Consider the following 25,365-nt stretch of genomic DNA (forward strand, 5'->3'; position numbering starts at 1 on the left):
AGATAAAGATATTAGCAGTATTCGGCCAAAATGGGAAGACCTTTGGACGTAAAACCGGCTCGACAGCACTGCTTCGCGTGGAAACTGTCTGTTTTTGAGCAACCTTTTCGTCCTGCCAACATCTGACTCCGGGCGGAAAGTACACGCCGGGAATGCAATGATATCAGACTGCTTGGCCCGCCGCCACACCCGACGCCCAGGCCCACTGGAAATTGTAGCCTCCCAGCCACCCGGTCACGTCCACCGCTTCGCCGATGAAGTACAGGCCGGGCACCTTGTTGACCATCATGGTCTGCTGCGACAGCTCGCGCGTGTCCACCCCGCCCCGGGTCACCTCGGCCTTGCGGTAGCCCTCGGAACCGTTGGGGGTGATGGTCCACTGGTTGATGGCCGAGCCGAGCTTGCGCAGCGCGGCGTCCTGCATGTCGGCCAGGCGGGTGTCGGCGGCAAAGCCGTGCGCCTGCAGCAGGCCTTCGGCCAGGCGCGCCGGCAGCCATTGCGCCAGCACATTGCCGAGCTGCTTCTTGACGGTCTGCTTGCCCTCGATCAGTTCCTTGGCCACGTCCATTTCCGGCAGCAGGTTGATCACGATGGGCGCGCCCGGCTGCCAGAAACTGGAAATTTGCAGGATGGCCGGGCCGGACAGGCCGCGGTGGGTGAACAGCAAGTCTTCGCGGAAGCGCGCGCCGTCCGGGTTGCGGCCCTTCAGGGTGCCGGTTTCCACGTCCACTTCCAGCGAAATGCCGGACAGCGGCGCGAACGGCGCCCAGGTCTCGGCGTCGAAAGTGAGCGGCACCAGGGCCGGGCGCGGCGCCACCATGCGCAGGCCGAACTGCTCGGCAATCTGGTAGGCGAAGCCGGAGGCACCGATTTTCGGGATCGACAGGCCGCCGCAGGCGACGACCACGCTTTCGCACTCGATGTCGCCGGTGTCGGTGACAAGGAAGTAGCTGCCGTCGTCCAGCTGCTCCACGCTGGAGACCTTGGACGGCATGCGCCAGTGCACGTCGCCGGCCGCGCATTCGGCCTTCAGCATGTCGATGATGCGCTCGGCCGAGTCGTCGCAGAACAGCTGGCCGCGGTGCTTCTCGTGGTAGGCGATGCGGTATTTCTTCACCAGCGCCAGGAAGTCCGACGGCGTGTAGCGCGACAGCGCGCTCTTGCAGAAGTGCGGGTTCTCGGACAGGAAGTTGGCCGGGCCGGCGTTGATGTTGGTGAAATTGCAGCGCCCGCCGCCGGAGATGCGGATTTTCTCGGCCAGCTTGGCGGCATGGTCGATCAGCACCACGCGGCGCCCGCGCTTGGCGGCTTCGGCCGCGCACATCATTCCCGCCGCGCCCGCGCCGATTACTGCCACATCAAATTTCGCCATCACTGCTCCGATTCTGCTTCAAAACCGGGCATTGTACCTTGCCGGGGGCGGCGGCCCGGCGGATTACGGCGCTGCGCGCCTAATCCGCCCTACCGCCCACCCATGGTCCACCCATGGTTCCGCCAATGGTTCCGCCGACAACGGGCCGTCAATGGCTTGCTCCGTAGGGCGGGTTAGCGGGTACCGCGTAACCCGCCGGACTGCGCCCCCGGCGCATGCCATCACAGGCTGCGCGCCACCCTGGCGACTTGGGCCACCTGCTCGGCAATCGAGGCCGGCACGGCGATGTCGCCGCGCAGCACGGCCGCGATCCACGCCGCCGTGGCGGCGGCGCTCTTATCCTCCGGCAGCACCACCTCCTGCTCCGCCGTCAGCTGCTTTTCCACCAGCACGGTGCGCTGGCCCGCATGGAACCAGTCTATGCGCTGGCCCTTGTTGGCGTTGGCCACGGTCTCGCCCTCGGTGCCGCGCATCAGGAAGGCGTCGCCGCGCGCGGGCACAGCTTCCTTCTCGAAATACTCGCCCAGCATCTCCAGGTACTCCGGGTGGGTATAAGACACCAGCCGCAGCGCCGGCCCGGCGAAAGGCTGCATCATCTTCACCAGCGTGTGCGTCGAATTGCGCACGCCGAGCACGCGGCGCAGCGACAGCATGTGCGCCAGCCTGGGCGCCAGCGCGTCGATGGTGATGAAGGCCAGCTTGCCGGCCGCCAGCGCCGCCTCGGCCTCCGCATGGTCGCGCGCGGCGTGGATGCCCAGCTCGGCGAACACCTCGGCCGTGGCCACGCGGCCCAGGTCGTGCGCCACGCCGTGCACCAGCACCGGCACGCCCTCGCGCGCCAGCAGCAGGGCCAGCAGCGGCGTCAGGTTGGCCATCTTGCGGGCGCCGTTGTAAGTGGGGATCAGCACCGGCGCGCAGGCGCCGGGCGGCGCTTGCAGCGGCGTAAACGACGCCTCGGCCGCGTCCAGGAAACCGGCGATCTCCTCCACCGACTCGCCCTTGATGCGCATGGCCAGCAGGATGCCGCCCAGCTCCAGGTCGGACACGCGCCCGTCCAGGATGGCTTGATACAGTTCGTTGGCGTCGGCGCGCGTCATGCTGCGCGCGCCCTTCTTGCCGCGCCCGATTTCCTTGATGAAACGGGCGGCTGGGTAGGGATTGGGATGTGTGCTCATAGCGGGAGCTTACACCAAGCAATGCTGCAATGCAGCGCCCGGCCGCAGCGATCCTGCATTTCGGCTACACTTACAGGTCCCCCTGATCAAAATATAGAGTTGAGGCACCGAATCATGATCTCGCCAGATATCGAAAACGTAAACGTTACCAACTTCGCGTCCATGCCCACCCCGACGGCGCTGCACGCGAAACTGCCGCTGACCGATGCCGCGTCGGCCACCGTGATGCAGGGCCGCGCCGACCTGCGCGCCATCCTGGACCGCAAGGACAAGCGCCTGTTCGTGGTGGTGGGCCCCTGCTCCATCCACGACCCGGTGGCCGGCCTGGACTACGCGCGCCGCCTGAAGGCGCTGCAGGCCGAAGTGGCGGACACCATGCTGCTGGTAATGCGCGTGTATTTCGAGAAGCCGCGCACCACCACCGGCTGGAAAGGCTATATCAACGATCCGGACATGGACGACTCCTTCCGCGTGGACGTGGGCATGGAAAAGGCGCGCCAGTTCCTGCTGGACGTGTGCGAGCTGGGCCTGCCCACCGCCACCGAGGCGCTGGACCCGATCTCGCCGCAATACCTGGGCGACCTGATCGCCTGGACCGCGATCGGCGCGCGCACCACCGAATCGCAGACGCACCGCGAAATGTCGTCCGGCCTGTCGACCCCGGTCGGCTTCAAGAACGGCACCGACGGCGACATCGGCATCGCCATCAACGCGATCCTGTCGGCGGCCAACCCGCACGCCTTCCTGGGCATTAACAGCGAAGGCAACGTCTCCATCGTGCGCACGCGCGGCAACGCCTACGGCCACGTGGTGCTGCGCGGCGGCGACGGCCGTCCGAACTACGACTCGGTGTCGGTGGCGATTGCCGAGCAGGCGCTGGCCAAGGCCAAGCTGCCGGCCAACGTGGTGGTGGACTGCTCGCACGCCAACAGCTACAAGAAGCCGGAACTGCAGCCGCTGGTGATGACGGACGTGGTCAACCAGATCACGCACGGCAACCAGTCGCTGGTGGGCGTGATGATCGAATCGAACATCGTGGCCGGCAACCAGAAGATCCCGGCCGACTTGAGCGAGCTGAAATACGGCTGCTCGGTGACCGACGGCTGCATCGACTGGGACACCACGGCCGACATGCTGCGCAAGGCGCACGCCGAGCTGCTCAAGCGTCCGTGATGCGCTGGCGGGTGACGGCGCAAGCGCCCAACCCGCCTACGTCCAGGAATTGGCCCCGACATGCGGGGCGACCCCGAACGCCCCCGCCAACGCCGCCTCCGCGCGGCTGGCCGGGGCGTTCAGTTCATTCAGGTCCAGGTAAATCCTGCCATCTTCCAGCTTGACGGCGTAATGGCGCGCGCCGCCGTCCAGGATGGCGAAGACCTGGTCATCCAGCGTACGGATCACCGCCACGCCGGGCAGCTCCTGCCACGCCAGCCCGCGCGGCACCACCCGCACGCCCTGCGGCGGGATGTCCTTCAGCTTGCAGATCAATTTCCAATACTCAGCCATGGCAAGGCTCCTCCGGTTGCATATTTCTTCCGAAGCAAGACCGGTGCCACCCCAGCCAGCCTGAGCCGCATTCGGGGTCAGACCCCGAATGCGGCTCAGGCTGCTATGGTTGTGCGCCCTGCGGCGGTGCGGCGCGGGCGGCTTTGGTGCGGGCTGCACCGGCTTTCCATTACAATGGCGGATTCCCCTTTCACTTTGCACTGTTCCAATGATCGTTCTCGGCGTTGAATCCTCCTGTGACGAAACCGGCCTGGCTCTGTATGACACCGAGCGCGGCCTGCTGTCCCATGCCCTGTATTCCCAGGTTGCGATGCACGAGGAGTACGGCGGCGTGGTGCCCGAGCTCGCTTCGCGCGACCATATCCGGCGCGCCATTCCACTGCTGGAGCAGACGCTGGCCGGCGCCGGCAGGCAGCTGGCCGATATCGACGCCATCGCCTACACGCAGGGTCCCGGCCTGGCCGGCGCGCTGCTGGTCGGCTCGTCCATCGCCTGCAGCCTGGGCATGGCGCTGGACAAGCCGGTGCTGGGCGTGCACCACCTGGAGGGGCATCTGCTGTCGCCGCTCCTGGCTTCGCAGCCGCCGGAGTTTCCCTTCATCGCGCTGCTGGTGTCGGGCGGGCATACGCAGCTGATGCGGGTGGACGGCGTGGGCCAGTACACGCTGCTGGGCGAGACGCTGGACGATGCGGCCGGCGAGGCCTTCGACAAGTCGGCCAAGCTGCTGGGCCTGGGCTACCCGGGCGGGCCGGCGATTTCGCGTTTGGCCGAGTTCGGCGATCCGACAGCGTACAAGCTGCCGCGCCCGATGATGCACACCAAGGATTTCAATTTCAGCTTCTCCGGCCTGAAAACGGCGGTGCTGACGGTGGTGAAGAACCACGAGGAGAAGGTGATCGCCAATATCTGCGAGCAGGACAAGGCCGATATCGCGCGCGGCTTCGTCGATGCCATCGTGGAGGTGCTGACGGCCAAGTGCGTGTCAGCGCTCAAGCACACGGGGCTGAAGCGGCTGGTGATCGCGGGGGGCGTGGGCGCGAACGCGCAGCTGCGCGCGTCGCTGAACGCGGCGGCGGCCAAGAAGAAGTTCAAGGTGTATTACCCGGAACTGGAGTTCTGCACCGACAACGGCGCCATGATCGCCTTCGCCGGCGCCATGCGGCTGATGATCAACCCGGACGCGGCGCAGAAGGATTATTCCTTCAACGTGCGCCCGCGCTGGCCGCTGGACGAGTTGCGGGTCGTTTAAGCATGGCGGGTTAGCGCGCAGCGCGTAACCCGCCGCAGCGCTCACGCAGCCTTCTGCGCCGGCCGCCCCTGCCGGTGGTACAGGAACTCCAGCACGCTGGTGCGGTAGTCGATGTAGAGCGGGTCCTGCGCCAATGCCAGGCGGTCGCGCGGGCGCGCCAGGCGCACTTGCACGATGCCGCCTATGGTGGCCGCCGGGCCGTTCGTCATCATCACGATGCGGTCGGACAGCAGCACCGCTTCATCCACGTCGTGCGTCACCATCACCACCGTCGATCCGGTGGCCGCCACGATGCGCAGCAGCTCGTCCTGCAGGTGCGCGCGCGTGAGGGCGTCCAGCGCGCCGAAGGGTTCGTCCATCAGCAGCACCTTCGGTTCCATCGCCAGCGCGCGGGCGATGCCGACGCGCTGCTTCATGCCGCCCGAGATTTCATGCGGACGCTTGCCGGCCGCCGCCGTCAAGCCCACCAGCGCCAGCGCGGCCCAGGTGCGCTCCTGCAGCTGCTTGTTGTTCTCCCTGGCGCCGAACACGCGCTCCACCGCCAGGTAGACGTTTTCGTAGCAGGTGAGCCAGGGCAGCAACGAGTGGTTCTGGAACACCACCGCGCGCTCCGGCGACGGGCCGGCGATCTCGCGGCCGTTGCAGATCAGGATGCCGCCGGTGGCCGTGGTCAGCCCGGCGATCAAATTCAGCAGCGTGGACTTGCCGCAGCCGGAGTGGCCGATCAGCGTGATGAACTCGCCCTGCTCCACCGTCAGGCTGACGTCGGCCAGCGCGTGGAACTGGCCCTTCTTGGTGTTGAACACCATGTCGGCGTGGGCGATGTCGATGAATTTCGCGCTCATATCAGTTCTCCACTTGTTCGTAGGTGAAGGCTTTGGCCAGCGAGACCAGCGCCCATTCCAGCAGCAGGCCGACCACGCCGATCACGCCGATGGCGATCAGGATGTGCGGCACGTTCAGGTTGTTCCATTCGTCCCAGACCCAGAAGCCGATGCCCACGCCGCCGGTCAGCATCTCGGCCGCGACGATCACCAGCCAGGCGGTGCCAATGGCCAGGCGCACACCGGTAAGCATGTAGGGCAGCACGGACGGCAGCAGGATCTTGGTGACGATCTTCCATTCGGACAGGCTGAGCACGCGCGCCACGTTCATGTAGTCCTGCGGCACGCGCTGCACGCCGACGGCGGTGTTGATGATCATCGGCCAGATCGAGCAGATGAAGATGGACCAGATGGCGGCCGGATCGGCGGCCTTGAACACCAGCAGGCCGATCGGCAGCCAGGCCAGCGGCGAGACCGGCTTGAGCAGGCTGATGATGGGGCTGAACATGCCGTACATGAACTTGAAGCGGCCGATGATGAAGCCGAGCGGGATGCCCACCAGCGCCGCCAGCCCGAAGCCGACCGCCACCCGCTGCAGCGAGGCGAGCACGTTCCAGCCTATGCCCTGGTCGTTCGGCCCCTTGCGGTAGAACGGGTCGGAGAACAGCTTCACCGCTTCCTCCCAGGTGGCCCAGGGCGTGGGGAAGCTGCTGTTTTTCGACGCCAGGATCTGCCAGGCCAGCACCAGCAGCGCCAGGCCGATCACGGGCGGCAGATACTTCATCACGAAGGGCCGCATGCGGGCGCTGCCCGATTCGAGCCTGACGCCCTTGGCGGCGATGCGCTCGCTGCGCGCGGGCTTGGGCGGCGCCGCTTCTTCCACGGGTACGGCGGCGATATTGTGCAGAACTGCGCTCATGGCTGCTCCTCAGGCTTTGATCTTGAATGAATCGGCGTAGGCTTTGGGGTTCTTGCCGTCCCAGACGCTGCCGTCGATCAGCTTGGTAGTGCGCATCGGCGACTTCGGCACCGACACCTTGGCCATGGCCGCCGCGTCCTTGTAGACGTCGATCTGGTTGATCTGGGTGGCCACCGCCAGGTAGTCCGGCTCGGCCTTCAGCAAGCCCCAGCGCTTCTGCTGCGTGAGGAACCACATGCCGTCGGACAGGTAGGGGAAGTTGACCGCGCCGTCGTTGTAGAACTTCATCGCGTTCGGGTCGTCCCAGGTCTTGCCCAGGCCGTTCTGGTAGCGGCCCAGGATGCGCTGGTTGATCACGTCCACCGAGGTGTTCACATAGGATTTGTCGGCGATGGTTTCGGCCATCTTCAGCTTGTTCGACAGCGAGGCGTCGATCCAGCGGCCGGCGTCGATGATGGCGGCGGTCAGCGCGCGCGCCGTGTTGGGATACTTCTTCACCCATTCGGCGCTGGTGCCCAGCACCTTCTCCGGATGGTCGCGCCAGATGTCCTGCGTGGTGGCGGCGGTGATGCCGATGCCGTCCACGATGGCGCGGTGGTTCCACGGTTCGCCCACGCAGAAGCCGTCCATATTGCCGATGCGCATATTGGCCACCATCTGCGGCGGCGGCACCGTGATCATCTTGGCGTCCTTCATGGGATTGATGCCGTGGCTGGCCAGCCAGTAGTACAGCCACATGGCGTGCGTGCCGGTGGGGAAGGTCTGGGCGAAGGAGTATTCGCGCGGGTCCTTCTTCATCAGCGCGGCCAGCGAGGCGCCGTCCACCGCGCCCTTGTCGGACACCTTCTTCGACAGCGTGATGGCCTGGCCGTTGTGGTTCAGGTTCATCAGCACGGCCATGTCTTTTTTCGGACCGCCCGCGCCCAGGTGCACGCCGTAGACCAGGCCGTACAGCACGTGCGCCGCGTCCAGCTCGCCGTTCACCAGCTTGTCGCGCACGCTGGGCCAGGACGATTCCTTGCTGGGCACGATCTTGATGCCGTACTTCTTGTCGAAGCCCAGCACGGACGCCATCACCACCGAGGCGCAGTCCGTCAGCGGGATGAAACCGATTTTGACTTCTTCTTTTTCAGGCTTGTCCGAACCGGCGGCCCAGACGCCTTGCGTGGCAAGGCCGGAGAGTGCGGTGGCGGCGCCGGCTTTCAACAGGCTGCGGCGGGTCAGGCTGATTTTGCTGTCCATCTTATCCCCATGCTAGTTTGTGAACTGCGGCAGGCGGACGCCTGCCCTGCCACTAGCTTTGCAATAGCTGTGCCAGCCCGAATTGCCGGGCTTTACGGGCTGGGGAAAGGAAAGAAGTGTATTTTCAGCACCGACATTGTGCGCCGCACCAAAAACAGGCGCACCAAGCTAAGCGGAGGGCGCCAAAATGGGCTCCGCCCGCAGGCGCCCGGCCATCAGGTCGACAAAACTGCGGATACGGGCCGAGCCCTGGCGGCTATCGCGGTGCACGATGCTCACCGGCACGCCGGGCGTGGCGTACTCTTCCAATAACAAACTCAGCTCGCCGGAGGCCAGCAGCGCCTCGGCCTGGTAGGACAGCAGGCGCGTGATGCCGAAGCCGCGCCGCACCGCCTCGATGGCCGCGTCGTTGCTGTTGACCACCAGGCGCGGCGTGAAGCGCAGCGACTGGCTGCGGCCCGCGTTGGCGAAGCGCCAGTCGGGCGGCGTGCTGGAACCGGACGAGGCCACGATGACGTGCTGCGCCAGCTGCTCCGGCGTGGCCGGCGTGCCGTGCTCGGCCAGGTAGGCCGGCGCCGCGCAGATCACGCGCCGCACCTGGCCCACGGCGACGGCGCGCAGGCTGGAGTCGGGCAGCTCGCCGATGCGCACGGCCACGTCGATGCCCTCCTCCATCATATTGGTCACGCGGTCGACAAACATGGCGTGCACCTCCATGCCCGGATAGCGGCCCAGGTAGTCCACGATGCCGGGCATGACGTACTGGCGGCCGAACAGCACCGGCGCCGTCACCGACAAGTGGCCGCGCGGCGCGGCGTTGCTGCCGGCGGCCGCCTCGTCGGCCTCGTCCACCTCGGCGATGATGCGGCGCGCGTCGTCCAGGTAGCGCTGGCCGGCCTCGGTGACACGCACGTGGCGCGTGCTACGGTCCAGCAAGCGCACCCCGAGGCGCTCCTCCAGCGTGGCGATAGCGCGCGTGACCGCCGGCGGCGACATCCCCAGCCGGCGCGCCCCACCCGCGAAACTCTGCTCCTCGCCCACGGCGACAAACACCCCCATCAAATGCAAACGATCCATATCCCCCCCTTGGGGTCAGATCCGGCATCGCGCCACGAGCTCAGCCTTCATCCGCTTGAGCTCGTGGCGCGATGCCGGACCTGACCCCGCTGTTGATCTTCGGGAACAGGCCGGGGGCGCGTTCCGAAGCGAAATCGATGAACTGGCGCACGCGCTGCGGCATCTGCGTGCGCTGCTGGTAGTACATATAGATCGCGCCGCTGGTCACGGTGGTGGATGGCAGCAGGTGCACCAGCGTGCCGGCTGCGATGTGCTCGGCCGCCATGTAGCCGGCCAGCTGGCCGATCGCCATGCCGGCCAGCACGGCCTCCGCCTCGGCCTCGGCGGTGTTGAAACTGGTGACGGCCGGGATGTCCTTGTAGATGGTGCCGCCTTCGGCGTGCAGCTCCCACGGCACCAGGCGGCCGGTGTTGGGCTGGCGGAAGCCGGTGCAGCGGTGCGCCTGCAGCTCGTCCACGCTCTGCGGCGCGCCGTGGCGGGCGATGTAGGCCGGCGACGCGCACACCAGCAGCGCCAGCTCGCCGATGCGGCGCGAGACCAGGTTGCGCTCGGGCGGATTGCCGCCCCGGAAGCCGACGTCGATCTTGGCTTCGATCAGGTCGGTGAAATGGTCTTCCAGCAGCAGGTCGAACTGCACGCCGGGGTGCAGAGCCTGGAAGTCGCGCACCAGGGGGATCAGCATGTGGCGGCCGAAGGAGGTGGGCGCGGCCACGCGGATCATGCCGTCCATGTCGCTGCGGCTGTTGCGCACCTGCTCCAGCGCTTCGTCCAGCAGGCGCAGGCCAGGATTGGCCAACTCGAACAGGCGCGTGCCCTCTTCCGTCAGGCTCAGGCTGCGCGTGGTGCGGTGGAACAGGCGCACGCCGAGGTTGCCCTCGAGCTGGCGCACAGCCTTGCTGACGGCCTGCGGCGACAGGCCGAGCTCGGCCGCCGCCTGGCTGAAGCTGCCGGCGCGGACCACGGCGATGAATAGGGTGATGACGCGGCTCGTATCCATTTACAACCAGAAGATGAAAATCAAACGCCTTTACGCTATCTAGTGTAGCAGAGGTCGGCGGCCTAAACTTGCTTCCATCAACACCCCACCACCTTTCAAGGAGAACAGCATGTCCAAAGTATGGTTTATTACCGGTGCATCCCGCGGTTTCGGCGTCCTGATGGCCAAGGATGCGCTGGCGCGCGGCGACAGCGTGGTCGCCACCGCCCGCAACCCGCAGTCCGTGACCGACGCCTTGGGCGAACACCCCAATCTGCTGGCGCTGCGCCTGGACGTGACGCAGGAAGCGGCCGCCGTGCTGGCCGCGCGCGCCGCCGTGGACCGTTTCGGCCGCATCGACGTGCTGGTCAACAACGCCGGCTACGGCCTGCTGGGCGCGGTCGAGGAAGCCAGCGACGCGGAAGTGCGCGCGCAGTACGACACCAACGTGTTCGGCCTGCTCAACGTCACCCGCGCCGTGCTGCCCTATATGCGCAAGCAGGGCAGCGGCCACGTGATGAATATGTCGTCCGTGGGCGGCTACACGGCGCACGCCGGCTGGGGCGTGTACGGCTCCACCAAGTTCGCGGTGGAAGGCATCAGCGAGGCGATGGCGGAGGAAGTGCGGCCGCTGGGCATCCATGTCACCGTGGTCGAGCCGGGCTACTTCCGCACCGAGTTCCTGGAAGGGAATTCGCTGGTGTCCACCCGGGAACAGATGGCCGACTACGCCGGCACGGTGGGCGCCATGCGCACCTTTGCCGCCAGCGTCAGCCTGAAGCAGCCGGGCGACCCGCGCAAGCTGTCGCAAGCCATCCTGAAGCTGGCCGACGCAGCCCAGCCGCCGGTGCGCCTGATGCTGGGCAGCGACACGGTGCGCATGGTGCGCGAGAAGAACCGCTTCGTTGAGCAGGAACTGGGCGAGTGGGTAGCGCTGTCGCTGTCCACCGACCATGACGACGTGCTGCAGCAGGCCGCCTAAAGCCGGGGCGGGCCCGGCGGCGGCGTGGCAGCGGGACCGGCTCCCGGCCGGTCGCCGCCGGTGCTGCCGGGCGCGGTCGGCGTTCCCGGCACAACCGGTGCGACGGGCGCCGGCGGCAGCGCGCCGCCGCAATCCTTGCAGAAGCGCGCCAGCAGCTCGTGTCCCTCCGAGCGGCATGCCGGGCAGCGGCGCAGCGGCGCGTAGCCGGCGCTGCGCTGGTAGGTGATCTCCGAGCTGATGATCCCGGTCGGCACGGCCAGGATGCCCCAGCCCAGCAGCATCATCAGCGAGGCCACCGTGCGGCCCAGATCCGTCTTCGGCACCAGGTCGCCGAAGCCCACCGTGGTGACGGTGCTGATGGCCCAATACACGGCGGTGGGAATGCTGGTGTAGCCATGGCGCGGCCCCTCCACCACGTACATCACCGTACCGAGCAGGAACACCACCATCATCACCACCGACAGGAACACCAGGATCTTGCGCCGGCTCGCCATCAGCGCGCGGCCCAGCATGCTGTACTCCTGGATATACAGCGTCAGTTTGAGGATGCGGAACATGCGCAGCAGGCGCAGGATGCGGATATCGAGCAGCACATGCGCGCCCGGCACCAGCAGCGACAGGTAGCTGGGCAACACGGCCAGCAAATCGATCACGCCGAAAAAGCTGCGCGCGTAGCGCAGCGGGCGCTGCACGCACAACAGGCGGCCGACATACTCCACCGTGAACAGCAGCGTAAAGAACCACTCCGCCGCCGTCAGCATCGTGCCGTGCTCGCGCGCCACCGGCGCCATGCTCGACAACACCACCACCAGCACGCTGAGCAGGATGGCGCCGATCAGGGCCAGGTCAAACACGCGCCCCGCGTGCGTATCGGACTCAAAAATCACCGCATACAAGCCGGCGCGCCAGCCGCCGGCCGGCTTGCCGTAGCGCTGATGCGGATCGGCCGAGACACCGGCCGGCGCCGGCGTGGCATGGGAAGGCGATTCAGTAGGCGTCATGCAGCCATCATACCGCGCCCCTCCCCCGCCGGATGCACACTACAGGGAGCTGAGCCGCATTCGGGGTCTGACCCCGAATGCGGCTCAGGCTGCTGTGCTGGGGCGAGGTTTGGGGGGCGGTCAGGGGGCGAGCAGGTCGGCGCGGGGCGGGATCCAGGCGGGGATGCCGGCGGGACAGGCGCGGCCGGCCGTGGCGGCCAGGTCGAGCGTGGTGAAGTTGCCGCGCGGGGTGGTGGCGAAGCGCATGTCGCTGGCGGCGCCATCGGCGATGAGGGGCATGCGCGCGAAGCGCAGCCAGGCGGAGAGCCAGCAGTTGCCGGCGTCCAGGCGACGCAGCTCGGCCAGGCTGCCGCTGGCCTGGCCGTACAGTTCGATGCCGCTGGCGGCGGCGCTGTGCGGCGGCGGGTCCAGCAGGCCGGATGGACATTGCAGCGGCGGCAGCCAGCCGGGCGCCAGGCTGATCAGGCCGCGCCGCAGGCGGTAGCTGTCTGCCGCTGGCTTGGATTCGATCGACACGAAGGACCAGCACAAGGGCTGCGCCGGGAAGGCCGTCATGGCGACGTCGTGCAGGCGCGCCTGCGGGTCGGCAGCCTGCAGCGCCGCCTGCACGCGCTGGCGGGCCAGCGCGCTGGCGAGGCCTTGCGCGGCAACGAAGGCCACGCTGGCAAGCAGTGCCAGCGCCATCGCGCGCCGGCTGCGGCGCCGCGCGGCCTTCAGCGCGGCCAGCCCGGCGCCCAGCGCCAGCAGCGCCGCCAGCGACACGGCGCCCAGGTAGCCGCGCGACGCGAAGTAGCATAACGCGGCCGCCAGCCCGGCCAGCAGCAGCCAGCGCAGCCATGGCACGCCCACCGCCATGATCAGAGGCACGCCGAACGCCACCCAGAACACGGGTTCGATGATGAAGATCATGTCGCCATAGAACCAGCGCCCGTCGAAGGGATAGAAGGGATGCACGCCGTAGGAGTTCAGGAAGTCCATGCCGATGTGCAGCAGGAAGCCGAGCACGACGGCCGCGCCGAGGCCGACGCGCGCGTGCCGGCTGCGCCGCAGCAGCGCGCGCGCGTTCGGCCACAGCAGCCAGAGCAGCGCCACCAGCAGCAGCGCCTGCGGCACTTCGTACAGCAAGGTGTGGGTGTGGCCGCGGTGCTGCAGCAGGTAGCCGAGCGGGTCGGGCAGCAGGCGGCTCAGGAACAGGTCGAGGTCGGGGAAGTTGCTGGCGGCGGCGCAGGCGGTGAGCAGCAGGCGGTGCCGGGTGTGCTGGCCTGCCAGGTCCGGTTCGGCGGGCAGGCTGCGCTGCACCAGTTCGCCGACGCCCAGGCCGACGACGGTGTGGGTGATATTGTCCATTAAGCTTCCGCGAACGGCCGTTCAGGGCCGCGCGGAAGGTCCGGCCCGGGCAGCCGGCGCACTAGCGCTGCACCTCGACGCCGTGCCAGAAGGCGACGTGGTCCTTGATGTGCTGCGCCTTCTCGGACGGGTGACGGTAGAACCAGGCGGCGTTTTCGTTTACCTTGCCGTCCACCAGCAGGTGGTAATAGTTGGCCTTGCCCTTCCACGGACAGATGGTGGTGTGCTCGCTTTCCTGCAGGTACTCTTCGCTCACCTTGTCGATCGGGAAGTAGACGTTGTTCTCCACGATCTGCACTTCGTCGTCATTCGCTTCGGCGATCACTTCGCCGTTCCAGATTGCTTTCGGCATGGCTGCCTCCTGAATGGTGCTGAACGTCAGCTTTCGACCCGGTCGCGCCCGTTGGCCTTGGCCCGCGCCAGCGCCTGTTCGGCCTGGCGCAGCAGGCTGTCGCCGTCGTTGATGTCCATGTGGTTGAACGAGCCGACGCCGATGCTGGCCGTGACCGGCAGCAAGCGCCCGGCTTCGCGGTGGATCTGCGCGGCGATCTTGCTGCGCAGGTTGTCGGCGAGCTTGAGCGCGCCCTCTTTCGGCGTGTTGGGCAGCAGCACGCAGATTTCCTGGCCGCCGTAGCGGCCGGCCAGGTCGATTACGCGCACGTTCTCGCGCACCAGGCGGCCGACGTTGGCCAGCACCAGGTCGCCCGCGTCGTGCCCGTGGCGTTCGTTGACGGCCTTGAAGCCGTCCAGGTCGATGATCAGCGCCGACAGCGGCGTGCGGAAGCGGCGCGTGCGCGCCACTTCGAAACTGAGCTTGCCCAGCAGCGCGCGGCGGTTGTGCAGGCCGGTCAGTTCGTCGGTGGTGGCCAGTTCGGCCAGCTGGGCCTGCGCGGCCTGCAGCGCGTAGCGGCTGGCGCGCCCTTCCAGCAGCGCCATGGCTTGCGCGGCCAGGCGGCGCAGCGCGCGCGCCTGCTCCAGGCCCAGGCGGCCCGGCCGGCTGTCCATCACGCTCAGGGTGCCGATGGCGTAGCCGTCCGCCGTGGTCAGCGCCACGCTGCTGTACATGCGCATGTGCGGCGCCGACACCGTCATCGGCATGTGGGCGGTGCGCGGATCGGCGCTCAGGTCTTCGATTTCCGTCGCTTGCTGGCCCAGCACGGCCAGCGAGCAGTAGCATTGCTCGCGCGGCAGCGTGTCCATGGCCAGGCCGGTGAAGGCCTTGACCCAGACGCGCTCGGCGTCCACCAGGGTGATGAAGGCGTACGGCACGCCGCACAGCTGCGCGGCCAGCTCGGTGAGGAAGGTGAATTCTTCACAGGCGGGAGTGTCGAGCACGTGGTAGCGCTGCAGGGCTGCCAGGCGCCGGTTGTCGTCCGGGGGAATTGCGAAAGTCAACGGATGTATATTCTCTGCTGCCAGCATGAACCTTCCCTTCGTAGCGTCGTTGCGCTTGTCTAGTCTATAAGCTTCGGTGCTACATAGACAAGTTTAGCGCAAGCCCGGGCTGGCAGCAAATCGGCGCGCTTCAGGCCCCGGCCATGATCTGGCGCAGCGCGCGCTCGAACAGCTCGGCCGGCTGGCCGCCGGAGATCAGGTGGCGGTCGTTGATGATCACGGCCGGCACCGAGTTGATGCCCTGGCCCTGGTAGAACTGCTCGGCGGCGCGCACCTCCGCCGCGTAGCGGTCCGAGGCCAGCACGGCGGCGGCGCCTTCCGCGTCCAGCCCGGCCTTGACGGCGGCCGCCTGCAGCACGGCGTGCGAGCTGGGGTCTTCACCCTCGGTGAAATAGGCGGTGAACAGGGCGTGCTTGAGCGCGCGCTGCAGGTCCGCGCCTTGCATGCCGGCCCAGTGCAGCAGGCGGTGCGCGTCGAAGGTGTTGTAGATGCGGCTGCGCTTGCCCATTGCGAAGTCGAAGCCGACGTCGGCGCCGCGCTGGCGTATCATGGCGCGCGACTGTTCCTGCTGCTCCGGTGTGGCGCCGTATTTCTGGGCGATGTGTTCGGTGATGTCCTGCCCCTCCGGCCCCATGTTGGGGTTCAGTTCGAAGGGCTGGAAGTGCAGCGCGGGGGCCGCCTCGGCGCCGATGTTCTTCAGCGCGGTTTCCAGCGCGTTCAGGCCCACGGCGCACCAGGGGCAGGAAACGTCGGAAACGAAATCGATTTTGATGGGGGTAGTCATGGCGGCCTCGCAGAGTGAATCCCTGCAAGATGGGGCCGCCACGGACTATTTCAACGCTTACTTCTTCTTCGCTGCGGCCGCGCTCTTGCTGCCGATGCGGCTTTCCTTGCCGGCCAGCAGGTTCGAAATATTGGCGCTGTGGCGGAACAGCAGCAGCATGCTCATCGCCACCACGGCGATCAGGATGGAATCGATGCCGAACAGCAGGCCGTAGTAGAACGGCGCGAACAGCGCGGCGGCCAGCGCGGCCAGCGAGGAGTAGCGGAAGGCGTAGGCCACGATCAGCCAGGTGGCCAGGGTTGCCAGGCCCAGCCAGACGTTCAGGCCCAGCAGCACGCCGGCCGCGGTCGCCACGCCCTTGCCGCCGACAAAGCGGAAGAAGATCGGCCACAGGTGGCCCAGGAACACGGCAATGGCCACCAGCGCGATGGCGATGTCTTCCACGCCCAGCCGCTCCTGGTAATGCACCGCCAGCCACACGGCCAGCCAGCCCTTGGCGGCGTCGCCGATCAGGGTGGCGATGGCGGCTTTTTTGTTGCCGCTTCGCAACACGTTGGTCGCGCCGGGGTTCTTGGAGCCGTAGGTGCGCGGGTCGGCGATGCCGAACAGTTTGCTCGCCACCACGGCAAAGGAGATCGAGCCCAGCAGGTAGGCGCCCACGGCCATGGCCACGGTGATCAGTGCTGTATTCATACGTACCCTTCTTGTTCTATCTTGTTCTGTTCTTGTTTTATTAATGCCGGCCACTGCGGCGGCTGACGACTATACAACAGGCGGCCGTCAATCGGCCAGCGCGCAATGCACGGCTTTGGCCTGGATCAAGTCCAGCAGCACCTGCGGCGCGATGCCGACCAGGTAGCCGCGCCGTCCGCCGTTGATGTAGATCTTGTCCAGCGCCAGGATGGACTCCTCCACGTAGACCGGCATGGCCTTCTTGGTGCCGAACGGCGACGTGCCGCCCACCATGTAGCCGGAATGGCGCTGCGCCACTTCCGGCTTGCACGGCTCGACCGACTTGCAGCCGATGCCGCGCGCCAGGTTCTTGGTCGACACCTTGCAGTCGCCGTGCATCAGCACGATCAGCGGCTTGGCCGCCTCGTCCTGCATCACCAGGGTTTTCACGACGGCGTGCTCGTCCACGCCCAGCTCGCGCGCGGACACCGTGGTGCCGCCGTGCTCTTCGTATTCGTAAGGGTGTTCGGAGAACGCCACCTTGTGCTTGCGCAGCATCTGGGTCGCCGGGGTTTCCGAAATATGCTCTTTTTTGGCCATGCCGTGATACGCTAACCGTTCAATAGGAGTTTCGTTATGCGGGAAGAAATTCGCTTTGCCACGTTCAACGTCTGCAATCTCGCCCCGCCGGGCGTTCAATTGTACGATAACCTGCCGCCTCTTTCTGAACAGGAATACGAAGCGAAGGCCGAGTGGACCGCGCAGCAGCTGGACCAGCTGGACGCCGATGTGGTTGGCTTCCAGGAAATCTTTTCCCAGGCTGCGCTGCGCGACGTGCTGTCCCGCACCCGCAAATACAAGGACGCGATCCATGCCGGCTTCGACCCGGACCCGGACGCCACGCGGCTGACGCCCAATGTGGCGCTGGTGTCGCGCCTGCCGCTGGCGGCGGCGCCCGAGGTGTACGCCGAGTTTCCGCAGGGCGTGGTGTCCGACTCCGGCAATCCCGATTCCGACCGCTTCGCGCGCGCGCCGCTGCACGCGCAGGTGGTGCTGCGCAACGAGATCATCGTGGACGTGGTGGTGGTGCACCTGAAGTCGCGCCGCCCGGACTACCGGCGCGACGATTGCGGCGAAGACCCGCTGCACTACGCGCTGGCCAATCTGCGCTCGCTGGTGTGGCGCGGCACCGAGGCGGTGGCGCTGCGCGTGCTGCTGAGCAAGGTGATGAAGGACGGCAAGCGGCCCTGCATCGTCATGGGCGATTTCAATGATACGGCCGATGCCGTCACCACCACCATCGTGCTGGGGGCCAATCCGGGCTGGAGCACGGCCTGCGAGCCGGGCGAGGAGTTGAGGGGGCGCATGTTCGACTGCGCGCAGATCCAGCTGCGGCAGGACCATTTGCGGCAGGTGGGCTATACCACCGTGCACGAGGGGCATTACAGCACCATCGACCATGTGCTGGTGTCGGAGGAGTTTCACCCGGATTCGCCGCGCGCCATCGGCTCCGTGTATGACGTGGCGTATATGAACGACCACCTGAGCCAGCAGCGGCCGGAGACGTCGGACCACGGGCAGGTGCTGGTGAGGTTGCGGCTGCGCTGAGCTCGGCGGCTTACGCCGCTGCGCGGCTAAGCCGCCCTACGCGGTCGCGGCGTGCCGTATCAGGTTCGGTATCATGTCCCGTGGGGCGGGTTAGGCGGAGCCGTAACCCGCCAGCAGCGTGCCCAGCGCAGTGGCGCGCACCTGCGCGTCGGCCAGGTAGCCCTGGTACTGGTGGCAGCCCACGCTGTGCAGGAAGTTGAGCTGCTCCTGCGTTTCCACCCCTTCCGCAATGGCCACCATGTTCAGGCTGCGCGCCATGGCCACGATGGCGCTGATGAGCGCCGTGTTGCCGTCCAGCGTGTGCACAAAGGACTGGTCTATCTTCAGCTTGTCCACCGGGTAGTCCTTCAGGTAGCCCAGGCGCGAATAGCCCGTGCCGAAGTCGTCTATGGTGAGCCGCACCCCCAGGCCGTGCAGCGCCTGCAGCGTGTCGTGCGCGGCGCTGCCGCCCTTCATGATGATGGCCTCGGTCAGCTCCAGCTCCAGCCAGCACGGCTTGAGCCCGGACAGCGCCAGCGCCTCGCTCACGCCGGCCAGCAGCCCCTTCTGCGCAAACTGCGCGCCGGACAGGTTGACCGCCACCACCAGCGGAAAGCCGGCCTCGTGCCAGCGCTGCGCGCTGCGGCAAGCCTGCTGCAGCACCCAGTTGCCGATCGGCACCATCAGGCCCGCGTCCTCGGCGGCGGCCATGAAGCGCTCCGGGCGCAGCAGGCCCAGCTCGGGATGGCGCCAGCGCAGCAGCGCTTCGGCGCCCACCGGCGCGCCGCTGGCGATGTCCAGCTCGGCGTGGAAGACCAGCTCGAACTCCTGCGCGCGCAGCGCCTGCCGCAAGCCGTTTTCCAGCTGCACCCGCTCCGCGATCTGCGCGTGCATGTCGGCGTTGAAGAACTGGAAGCCGTTGCGCCCGCTTTCCTTGGCGTGGTACATGGCCACGTCCGCGTTGTGGATCAGCTGCTCGATGCCGTCGCCGTCGTTCGGATAAATGCTGATGCCGATGGAGCCGGACACGTGCAGCGCGTGCGGTCCCAGCTGGAAAGGCTGGCCGATGGCGCCCAGCACGGTACCCGCCACGTGCGCGGCCTGGTCCACGCCGCCGATGTCGGCCAGGATGATGAGGAATTCGTCGCCGCCCTGGCGGCTCACGGTGTCGGCGCCGCGCACGCATTTCACCAGCCGCGCGGCGATCTCCTTGAGCAGCTCGTCGCCCACCTGGTGGCCCAGCGTGTCGTTCACTGCCTTGAAGCGGTCCAGGTCGATAAACAGGATGGCCAGCATGGTGTGGTTGCGGCGCGCCGCCGCCAGCGCCAGGCTGAGCCGGTCCAGCAGCAGCACGCGGTTCGGCAGGTCGGTGAGGAAATCGTGCTCGGCCAGGTGGCGCGTGTGGTCCTCGCTGCGCTTGCGGTCGGTGATGTCGGACAGCATGCCCATGTAGTTGCTGACCCGGTCGCTGCTGTCGCGGATGGTGGTCAGCGACAGCCAGCCGGGAAACAGCTCGCCGCTCTTGCGACTGCAGCTGACCTCGCCCTGCCAGTGGCCGGTGGCGTCCATCTCCTGCCACACCTGGCGCTCGAAGTCGTGCGTATGGACGCCGCTGCGCCGCAGCCGCAGCGGGCGGCCCAGCATGTCGTCGGCCGGGAAGCCGGTCATCAAGGTGAAGGAGCGGTTGACGGCAATGATGCGGCGCTCGCGGTCGGTCAGCACGATGGCGTCGCGGCAATTCTCGAACACCTGCGCCGCCAGGTGCAGCGTGCGCTCGGCCTGCTTGCGGGCGCTGATGTCGCGCACCACCACGTAGAACAGGTAGCCGTGGTCGGCCGAGATCGAGGTCATCAGCACTTCGGCCCAGAACGCCTGGCCGGCGCAGTCCAGGAAGCGCCAGTCGTAGCGCAGGCTGCTGTCCCCGTGGCCGTGCTCGTCCGCGCCGTGCGGCAGCGGCATGCCGGTGCCGTCCGGCGGCTGCGGCGTGGAAAAGTCGCGCAGGCGGCGCCCCACCATGTGTTCGCGGCTGGCGCACTTGAACAGCGCCAGCGCGGCCGGGTTCAGGTCCGTAATGCGCTCGCCCTGCAGCATCAGGATGGCGTCGCTCGAGCGTAAATACAGTTGCAGGAAGTTGGCGCCGGCCGCGCGCAACGCCGCCTCCTCCATGCGGCGCGCGGTGATGTCGGCGTCCACGCAGAATATTTGCCGCACCACGCCGTCCTGCGCCACCGGGAACAGCGTCGAACTGACCCACAGCCGGCGCCCGCCGGCCGTGCTCACCTGCCAGTCGCGGGCCGGCTTGGCGCGCCCGCTTTGCCAGGCATCCGCCAGCGCGCGCGCATGCTCGTCCGCCTGTTCGTAGGCCAGCAGGCTGGACAGCGGCCGGCCCAGCGCATCGCCGGAGGCTATGCCGTACAGTTCGGCGCAACTGCTGTTCCAGAACAGCACGTCGCCGGCCTCGTCCATGCAGTGCACGGCCACCAGCTGGGATGGCTCCACGGTATCGATCAAGCGGGAAATCAGGTCCAGCGCGTCCGGCACGGGGACGGCGCCGGGCAGGGGCGGGGGCGGGGCGTCGTTGGGTTGTTGCGGGTCCACAAAGGCCTCTCTGCGAGCTTGTGCCCGCTGGGGGCGATTCGGCCATCTTCGCCCCTGCCTTGGGCGCCCGCCTTGCGATTCGTCAAAGGTGCGGCCCGTGACGAGGCCCGGCGGCGCCTTTCATCCCGGCTTTCTGCAGTTCAGCTGCCTTTTTCGCCATCTTGTCGCACCGGCGTGGTGCGGGAGCTTGAAATTCCCTAGAGTGGCAGCATCCGAATTCCCCGACTTGCCCCCATAGGGACAGAAAAATGAAAATAGAGACTTTGCCCCTGCCCTCCCAGCCCACCGCAGCCGCCCACAAGGCGGCCCCACGGTGGCGCGCGCCGGCAGCAATCCTGGTCGTGCTGGCCCTGGCCGGCGGCGGCTGGACCGTGATGCAAGCCAAAAGCAAGGCGCCTGCTGCCGCCAGCGCAGCGCCGGCCGCCGACAAGAAACCCAAGGGTCCCGAGGTGTACGAGCTGGCCGCCGCCGACGTGGCCGCCATCGACGCGCGCGCCCTGTCGCTCAGCCTGCCGCTGTCCGGCTCGCTGGCGCCCATCAGCCAGGCCACCATCAAGTCCAAGGTGTCCGGCGAAGTGCGCGAAGCGGCCGTGCGCGAAGGCATGGCCGTGACCCAGGGCCAGGTGCTGGCGCGGCTGGACCAGGCCGACCTGCAGGCGCGCCTGACGCAGCAGCAGGCCATGCTGGACGAGGCCCAGGCCAAGCTGGCCCTGGCCAGCCGCAACCACGCCAACAGCCAGGCCCTGCTCAAGCAGAACTACATTTCCTCGACTTCCTACGACACTACCGCCAACGGCGTGGAACTGGCGCGCGCCAACGTGAAATCGGCCAGCGCCATGGTGGAGCTGGCCCGCATCGCGCTGAACGACAGCGTGATCCGCGCGCCGATGAGCGGCGTCGTCTCCAAACGTCATGTGCAGGCGGGCGAAAAAGTCGCGCCTGACATGCCCGTCTACACCATTGTCAACCTGTCCGAGCTGACGCTGGAGGCGCAAGTGCCGACCGCCGAGATCCCGCGCGTGAAAGCGGGCCAGGACGTGGCCTTCCGGGTCGATGGCTTCTCGGCCCATGGCCGGCAGCGCGAATTCCACGGCAAGGTGGCGCGCATCAATCCGACCGCCGAGCCCGGCTCGCGCGCCATGCTGGTCTACATTTCGGTGGAGAACAAGGACGGCGCCCTGCTGGGCGGCATGTTCGCCAAGGGCAATATCGTCACCGAACGGTCGGCCGTGATGCCGCTGGTGCCGGTGGACGCGCTGCGCACCGACAACGGCCGCCAGGTGGTGTACAAGGTGGACAATGGCAAGGTGGTGGCGCAGCCGGTGACACTGGGCCTGCGCAACGAGGACAGCGGCTACGCCGAAGTGACCGAAGGCCTGCAGGCCGGCGCGCAAGTGATCGTGGCCAAGCTGGACGCCGTGAAGCCGGGCGCCAGGGTCAAGCTGGCCATGCCGGCCGGCGCGGCGCCGGCGGCGGCCACGGCCAGCGCCAAGGCCAGCGTGCCAGGCCAGCGGAGCTAAGCCATGTGGATCACTAAAGTCAGTATCAAAAACCCGGTGTTCGCCACCATGGTGATGGTGGCGCTCATGGTGCTGGGCCTGTTCGCCTACAAGCGCCTGGGCGTGGAAAGCATGCCCAATGTGCAGTTCCCCTTTGCCGCCATCGAAATCGAATATCCGGGCGCATCGCCGGAAGCGGTGGAGAACGACATCACGCGGCCGGTGGAGGACATCGTCAACACCGTCAGCGGCGTGAAGACCATCCGCGCCAACTCCTGGGAAGGCCGGGCCGGCGTGTACCTGGAATTCCAGCTGTCCACCAATATGGACCGCGCCATGCAGGAGCTGCGCGACAAGGTGGCGCTGGTGCGCCCGCGCTTCCCCAAGGAAGCCAAGGACCCCTTCATCGCGCGCGAGGAAGGCGACAACGAGCGCCCGGTGGTGACCTTGTCGCTCAGCTCGGACAAGCACAGCCTGCGCGAGCTGTCCACCATGACCGACCAGATCATCACCAAGCGCTTCCAGAACGTGGCCGGCGTGGGCCAGGTGCGCGTGCTGGGCACGACCAAGCGCCAGGTGCTGATCAGCCTGAAGCCCAACGAGATGACGGCGCAAGGCATCGGCGTGGACGAGGTGATCCGCGCGATCCAGACCACCAATGCCAACCTGCCGGCCGGTAACATCAGCCAGTCCGTCACCGAGCAGCTGGTGCGGGTGGAAGGCAAGATCAAGGATGCGCGCGAGTTCAACAAGATCATCGTGGCGCGCCGCGCCAACGGCCCGGTCTACCTGGACCAGGTGGCCAGCGTGGTCGACGGCGAAGAGGAAGCGCAATCGTATTCGCGCATCGACGGCAAGCCCGGCATTTCGCTGGAAGTGACCAAGGTGCAGGACGCCAACGTGGTGGTGGTGGGCGACGGCATCCGCAAGGCCGCCGAGGACATGCAGAAGACGCTGCCCGAAGGCATCCGCCTGCACATCCTCGATTCGCAGTCCGAACGCGTGCAAAGCCAGCTCGACAACGTGAAGCGCACCATCATCGAAGGCGCCGTGCTGACCATGGTGATCGTGTTCTTCTTCCTCAAGTCCTGGCGCTCGACCATCATCACCGGCCTGACGCTGCCGATTTCCGTCATGGCCAGCTTCATCGCCATGCAGGCCTTCGGCTTCACGCTGAACTTCCTGACGCTGATGGCGCTGTCGCTGTGCATCGGCCTGCTGATCGACGACGCCATCGTGGTGCGCGAGAACATCGTGCGCCACTTCGGCATGGGCAAGGACCACCACCAGGCGGCCGAGGACGGCACCAACGAGATCGGCCTGGCGGTGATGGCCACCACCTTCGCCATCGTGGCCGTGTTCATCCCGGTGGCCTTCATGGACGGCATCATCGGCCGCTTCTTCCTGCAGTTCGGCATCACCGTGGCGGTGGCCGTGCTGGTGTCGCTGTTCGTCTCCTTCACGCTGGACCCGATGCTGTCCTCGGTGTGGCCGGACCCGGAAGAAAACCGCTTCAAATACCTGCCGTGGCTGGGCCGCTTCATGGACTTCGTCGAGCGCGGCGTGGACTGGCTGCACGTGGTGTACGGCAAGGTGCTGGCCGTGGCGCTGAACTGGCGCAAGACCACGCTGGCCGTCACCGCCGCCATCTTCGCCGGCAGCCTGATGCTGGTGCCCATGATAGGCGGCGAGATGTTCCCGGAAACGGACGAAGGCTGGGTCAATATGCGCTTCAAGACCCCGGTCGGCTCCAGCCTGGAATACACCAACGACAAGGTGAAGCAGGTCGAAGCGGCGCTGGCGCCGTTCAAGGAGATCGACAGCATCCTGTCCAACGTGGGCACGCGCGACGGCCGCAACTCGGCCGAGGTGAACCTGAAGCTGACGGACGTGAAGAAGACCCACCGCCGCTCGCAGAAGGCGCTGGAAAAAGCCATCCGCGAACGGCTGGCGCCGATTGCCGGCATCCAGCTGTCGGTGGGCCAGAAGCCCATCTTCATCGCCATCCTGGGCACCGACGAAGGCAAGCTGGACGCCGTGGCGCACCAGCTGATGGACAAGATGCGCAAGATCAAGGGCGTGGCCGACCTGGAATACAGCCAGGAAGGGGCCAACCCGTCCACCATGATCAAGATCAACCAGGAGCTGGCCAGCGACCTGGGCCTGTCGGTGCAGCAGATCGGCGCGGCGCTGCGGCCTTTCGTGGCGGGCGAGAAGGTGAGCCACTGGCTGGCCTCGGACGGCCAGAACTACGAAGTGAACGTGCAGTTGCCGAAATCGGGCCGCCAGCGCGTGGTGGACCTGGCAGACCTGTCGATCGCGTCGAGCAAGCTGAACGCGGACGGCACGCCGCGCATGGTGCCGCTGCGCCAGGTGGTGGACTTCATTCCCTCGTCCAGCCCGCAAGTGCTCAAGCGCCAGGCCCTGCAGCGCCGCGTGGCGATCTACGCCGGCGTGGAAGGCCGTCCCGGCGGCGACGTGGACGCCGACGTGCAGAAGGCCATCAAATCGATCGAGCTGCCGGCCGGCGTGCGCTTCGACGTGGCCGGCAACGCGCAGCAGATGGCCGAAACCATGGGCGGCGCCATGACGGCGCTGGGCGTGGCGGTGATCTTCATCTACCTGGTGCTGGCGTCGCAGTTCGGCAGCTTCCTGCAGCCGGTGGCCATCATGACGTCGCTGCCGCTGTCGCTGATCGGCGTGCTGCTGGCGCTGCTGATTACCGGGAGCACGCTGAACATCTTCTCGGTGATCGGCTTCATCATGCTGATGGGGCTGGTGACCAAGAACGCCATCCTGCTGGTGGACTTCACCAACCACGGCCAGCAGCAAGGCCTGGGCCAGCGCGAAGCCATCATGCAGGCCGGCCAGGTGCGCCTGCGCCCCATCATGATGACCACGCTGGCCATGATCTTCGGCATGCTGCCGATGGCCATCGGCCTGGGCGACGGCGGCGAGACGCAAGCGCCCATGGGCCGCGCGGTGATCGGCGGCGTGATCACCTCCACCCTGCTCACGCTGGTGGTGGTGCCGGTGGCCTACACCTACCTGGACACGCTGGGCAAGCGCTGCGCGCGCTGGCTGGGCGGCAAGCAGAAGGCGGCCACCGTGGCGGCCGTGGCGGAACAGAAAAAAATGGCGGATGTCGCCTGACCATGGG

Annotated in this window: 22 protein-coding genes; 6 read left to right on the top strand and 16 right to left on the bottom strand. The window is 67.1% G+C overall.

Annotation, left to right across the window (positions count from 1 at the left end):
• Window positions 1-163: 163 nt before the first annotated feature.
• Together ACFJI2_RS21930 and ybiB are read right to left on the bottom strand one after the other, a co-directional pair.
• Window positions 164-1,372: an NAD(P)/FAD-dependent oxidoreductase gene (locus tag ACFJI2_RS21930; RefSeq protein ID WP_377701893.1), complete on the bottom strand. Its 1,209-nt coding sequence runs from the start codon at window positions 1,370-1,372 to the stop codon at window positions 164-166.
• A gap of 221 nt (window positions 1,373-1,593) precedes the next feature.
• Entirely contained in the window at window positions 1,594-2,547 is a 954-nt protein-coding gene (ybiB, locus tag ACFJI2_RS21935; RefSeq protein WP_377701894.1) for a DNA-binding protein YbiB, read from the bottom strand.
• 114 nt (window positions 2,548-2,661) lie between these two features.
• Here ybiB and ACFJI2_RS21940 point away from each other — a divergent pair, with 114 nt between their 5' ends.
• Window positions 2,662-3,720: a 3-deoxy-7-phosphoheptulonate synthase gene (locus tag ACFJI2_RS21940; protein ID WP_107876522.1), complete on the top strand. Its 1,059-nt coding sequence runs from the start codon at window positions 2,662-2,664 to the stop codon at window positions 3,718-3,720.
• A 36-nt stretch (window positions 3,721-3,756) separates the two neighbouring features.
• On the opposite strand, the gene ACFJI2_RS21945 is transcribed toward ACFJI2_RS21940, so the two are convergent.
• The gene (locus tag ACFJI2_RS21945) at window positions 3,757-4,053 is read right to left on the bottom strand and encodes a hypothetical protein (protein ID WP_107876524.1); all 297 of its coding nucleotides are present in this window, start codon (window positions 4,051-4,053) and stop codon (window positions 3,757-3,759) included.
• Window positions 4,054-4,261: 208 nt separating this feature from the next.
• Between ACFJI2_RS21945 and tsaD the strand changes: the two genes are divergently transcribed.
• Entirely contained in the window at window positions 4,262-5,302 is a 1,041-nt protein-coding gene (gene tsaD, locus ACFJI2_RS21950; RefSeq protein WP_377701895.1) for a tRNA (adenosine(37)-N6)-threonylcarbamoyltransferase complex transferase subunit TsaD, read from the top strand.
• A 41-nt stretch (window positions 5,303-5,343) separates the two neighbouring features.
• On the opposite strand, the gene ACFJI2_RS21955 is transcribed toward tsaD, so the two are convergent.
• The 5 genes from ACFJI2_RS21955 to ACFJI2_RS21975 all read right to left on the bottom strand — a co-directional run bounded on the left by ACFJI2_RS21955 (window position 5,344) and on the right by ACFJI2_RS21975 (window position 10,361).
• Window positions 5,344-6,147: an ABC transporter ATP-binding protein gene (locus ACFJI2_RS21955; RefSeq protein WP_377701896.1), complete on the bottom strand. Its 804-nt coding sequence runs from the start codon at window positions 6,145-6,147 to the stop codon at window positions 5,344-5,346.
• Between the two features lies 1 nt (window position 6,148).
• Complete coding sequence (ntrB, locus tag ACFJI2_RS21960; RefSeq protein ID WP_132135949.1) at window positions 6,149-6,910, bottom strand: nitrate ABC transporter permease; 762 nt, start codon at window positions 6,908-6,910, stop codon at window positions 6,149-6,151.
• 144 nt (window positions 6,911-7,054) lie between these two features.
• Window positions 7,055-8,287, bottom strand: a complete 1,233-nt coding sequence (locus ACFJI2_RS21965; protein WP_377701897.1) for a CmpA/NrtA family ABC transporter substrate-binding protein — start codon at window positions 8,285-8,287, stop codon at window positions 7,055-7,057.
• Between the two features lie 168 nt (window positions 8,288-8,455).
• Window positions 8,456-9,364, bottom strand: a complete 909-nt coding sequence (locus ACFJI2_RS21970) for a LysR family transcriptional regulator (RefSeq protein WP_377701898.1) — start codon at window positions 9,362-9,364, stop codon at window positions 8,456-8,458.
• A 40-nt stretch (window positions 9,365-9,404) separates the two neighbouring features.
• Window positions 9,405-10,361 carry a LysR family transcriptional regulator gene (locus tag ACFJI2_RS21975; protein WP_377701899.1) on the bottom strand — a complete coding sequence of 319 codons (957 nt, stop codon included), beginning with the start codon at window positions 10,359-10,361 and terminating at the stop codon, window positions 9,405-9,407.
• 109 nt (window positions 10,362-10,470) lie between these two features.
• Between ACFJI2_RS21975 and ACFJI2_RS21980 the strand changes: the two genes are divergently transcribed.
• Window positions 10,471-11,322, top strand: a complete 852-nt coding sequence (locus tag ACFJI2_RS21980; RefSeq protein WP_377701900.1) for an oxidoreductase — start codon at window positions 10,471-10,473, stop codon at window positions 11,320-11,322.
• Here ACFJI2_RS21980 and ACFJI2_RS21985 read toward each other — a convergent pair.
• The 7 genes from ACFJI2_RS21985 to ybaK all read right to left on the bottom strand — a co-directional run bounded on the left by ACFJI2_RS21985 (window position 11,319) and on the right by ybaK (window position 17,121).
• A complete protein-coding gene (locus tag ACFJI2_RS21985) occupies window positions 11,319-12,323 on the bottom strand; it encodes an ion transporter (protein ID WP_377701901.1) in 1,005 nt (334 codons plus the stop codon). The two genes, ACFJI2_RS21980 and ACFJI2_RS21985, sit on opposite strands and share 4 nt — an antisense overlap.
• A gap of 120 nt (window positions 12,324-12,443) precedes the next feature.
• Window positions 12,444-13,670 carry a metal-dependent hydrolase gene (locus ACFJI2_RS21990; protein ID WP_377701902.1) on the bottom strand — a complete coding sequence of 409 codons (1,227 nt, stop codon included), beginning with the start codon at window positions 13,668-13,670 and terminating at the stop codon, window positions 12,444-12,446.
• 61 nt (window positions 13,671-13,731) lie between these two features.
• The gene (locus tag ACFJI2_RS21995) at window positions 13,732-14,022 is read right to left on the bottom strand and encodes a DUF427 domain-containing protein (protein ID WP_132135469.1); all 291 of its coding nucleotides are present in this window, start codon (window positions 14,020-14,022) and stop codon (window positions 13,732-13,734) included.
• Window positions 14,023-14,048: 26 nt separating this feature from the next.
• Window positions 14,049-15,065, bottom strand: coding sequence for a sensor domain-containing diguanylate cyclase (locus tag ACFJI2_RS22000; RefSeq protein ID WP_377701904.1), 1,017 nt, complete (start codon window positions 15,063-15,065; stop codon window positions 14,049-14,051).
• A gap of 130 nt (window positions 15,066-15,195) precedes the next feature.
• Window positions 15,196-15,849 carry a DsbA family oxidoreductase gene (locus ACFJI2_RS22005; protein WP_377701905.1) on the bottom strand — a complete coding sequence of 218 codons (654 nt, stop codon included), beginning with the start codon at window positions 15,847-15,849 and terminating at the stop codon, window positions 15,196-15,198.
• Between the two features lie 57 nt (window positions 15,850-15,906).
• Window positions 15,907-16,542 (bottom strand): glycerol-3-phosphate 1-O-acyltransferase PlsY, encoded by a 636-nt coding sequence (gene plsY, locus ACFJI2_RS22010; protein ID WP_377701906.1) that lies wholly within the window; start codon window positions 16,540-16,542, stop codon window positions 15,907-15,909.
• An 87-nt stretch (window positions 16,543-16,629) separates the two neighbouring features.
• Window positions 16,630-17,121, bottom strand: coding sequence for a Cys-tRNA(Pro) deacylase (gene ybaK / locus ACFJI2_RS22015; RefSeq protein ID WP_377701907.1), 492 nt, complete (start codon window positions 17,119-17,121; stop codon window positions 16,630-16,632).
• Window positions 17,122-17,157: 36 nt separating this feature from the next.
• On the opposite strand from ybaK, the gene ACFJI2_RS22020 reads away from it, so the two are divergent.
• Window positions 17,158-18,129: an endonuclease/exonuclease/phosphatase family protein gene (locus tag ACFJI2_RS22020; protein ID WP_377701908.1), complete on the top strand. Its 972-nt coding sequence runs from the start codon at window positions 17,158-17,160 to the stop codon at window positions 18,127-18,129.
• A gap of 90 nt (window positions 18,130-18,219) precedes the next feature.
• Here ACFJI2_RS22020 and ACFJI2_RS22025 read toward each other — a convergent pair whose 3' ends face one another.
• A complete protein-coding gene (locus ACFJI2_RS22025) occupies window positions 18,220-20,706 on the bottom strand; it encodes an EAL domain-containing protein (protein ID WP_377701909.1) in 2,487 nt (828 codons plus the stop codon).
• A 248-nt stretch (window positions 20,707-20,954) separates the two neighbouring features.
• Here ACFJI2_RS22025 and ACFJI2_RS22030 point away from each other — a divergent pair, with 248 nt between their 5' ends.
• Both ACFJI2_RS22030 and ACFJI2_RS22035 read left to right on the top strand, forming a co-directional pair.
• Window positions 20,955-22,226 carry an efflux RND transporter periplasmic adaptor subunit gene (locus ACFJI2_RS22030; protein ID WP_377701910.1) on the top strand — a complete coding sequence of 424 codons (1,272 nt, stop codon included), beginning with the start codon at window positions 20,955-20,957 and terminating at the stop codon, window positions 22,224-22,226.
• A gap of 3 nt (window positions 22,227-22,229) precedes the next feature.
• On the top strand, window positions 22,230-25,358 hold the full coding sequence (locus ACFJI2_RS22035) for an efflux RND transporter permease subunit (protein ID WP_377701912.1): 3,129 nt from the start codon (window positions 22,230-22,232) through the stop codon (window positions 25,356-25,358).
• The last annotated feature ends 7 nt before the right edge of the window (window positions 25,359-25,365 follow it).

Source organism: Pseudoduganella sp. UC29_71 (genome assembly GCF_042693265.1).
In the GTDB taxonomy this organism is placed as follows: domain Bacteria; phylum Pseudomonadota; class Gammaproteobacteria; order Burkholderiales; family Burkholderiaceae_D; genus Rugamonas.

Excerpts from the sequence above, each read along its gene's own strand:
- plsY (WP_377701906.1), bottom strand. The coding sequence starts at position 16,542 with ATGAATACAGCACTGATCACCGTGGCCATGGCCGTGGGCGCCTACCTG.
- ACFJI2_RS21930 (WP_377701893.1), bottom strand. The coding sequence starts at position 1,372 with ATGGCGAAATTTGATGTGGCAGTAATCGGCGCGGGCGCGGCGGGAATG.
- ACFJI2_RS21955 (WP_377701896.1), bottom strand. The coding sequence starts at position 6,147 with ATGAGCGCGAAATTCATCGACATCGCCCACGCCGACATGGTGTTCAAC.
- ACFJI2_RS21940 (WP_107876522.1), top strand. The coding sequence starts at position 2,662 with ATGATCTCGCCAGATATCGAAAACGTAAACGTTACCAACTTCGCGTCC.
- ACFJI2_RS21990 (WP_377701902.1), bottom strand. The coding sequence starts at position 13,670 with ATGGACAATATCACCCACACCGTCGTCGGCCTGGGCGTCGGCGAACTG.
- ntrB (WP_132135949.1), bottom strand. The coding sequence starts at position 6,910 with ATGAAGTATCTGCCGCCCGTGATCGGCCTGGCGCTGCTGGTGCTGGCC.
- ybiB (WP_377701894.1), bottom strand. The coding sequence starts at position 2,547 with ATGAGCACACATCCCAATCCCTACCCAGCCGCCCGTTTCATCAAGGAA.
- ACFJI2_RS21995 (WP_132135469.1), bottom strand. The coding sequence starts at position 14,022 with ATGCCGAAAGCAATCTGGAACGGCGAAGTGATCGCCGAAGCGAATGAC.
- ACFJI2_RS22020 (WP_377701908.1), top strand. The coding sequence starts at position 17,158 with ATGCGGGAAGAAATTCGCTTTGCCACGTTCAACGTCTGCAATCTCGCC.
- ACFJI2_RS22005 (WP_377701905.1), bottom strand. The coding sequence starts at position 15,849 with ATGACTACCCCCATCAAAATCGATTTCGTTTCCGACGTTTCCTGCCCC.
- ACFJI2_RS21945 (WP_107876524.1), bottom strand. The coding sequence starts at position 4,053 with ATGGCTGAGTATTGGAAATTGATCTGCAAGCTGAAGGACATCCCGCCG.
- ybaK (WP_377701907.1), bottom strand. The coding sequence starts at position 17,121 with ATGGCCAAAAAAGAGCATATTTCGGAAACCCCGGCGACCCAGATGCTG.
- ACFJI2_RS21975 (WP_377701899.1), bottom strand. The coding sequence starts at position 10,361 with ATGGATACGAGCCGCGTCATCACCCTATTCATCGCCGTGGTCCGCGCC.
- ACFJI2_RS22035 (WP_377701912.1), top strand. The coding sequence starts at position 22,230 with ATGTGGATCACTAAAGTCAGTATCAAAAACCCGGTGTTCGCCACCATG.
- ACFJI2_RS22030 (WP_377701910.1), top strand. The coding sequence starts at position 20,955 with ATGAAAATAGAGACTTTGCCCCTGCCCTCCCAGCCCACCGCAGCCGCC.
- ACFJI2_RS21965 (WP_377701897.1), bottom strand. The coding sequence starts at position 8,287 with ATGGACAGCAAAATCAGCCTGACCCGCCGCAGCCTGTTGAAAGCCGGC.
- ACFJI2_RS21980 (WP_377701900.1), top strand. The coding sequence starts at position 10,471 with ATGTCCAAAGTATGGTTTATTACCGGTGCATCCCGCGGTTTCGGCGTC.
- ACFJI2_RS21985 (WP_377701901.1), bottom strand. The coding sequence starts at position 12,323 with ATGACGCCTACTGAATCGCCTTCCCATGCCACGCCGGCGCCGGCCGGT.
- tsaD (WP_377701895.1), top strand. The coding sequence starts at position 4,262 with ATGATCGTTCTCGGCGTTGAATCCTCCTGTGACGAAACCGGCCTGGCT.
- ACFJI2_RS21970 (WP_377701898.1), bottom strand. The coding sequence starts at position 9,364 with ATGGATCGTTTGCATTTGATGGGGGTGTTTGTCGCCGTGGGCGAGGAG.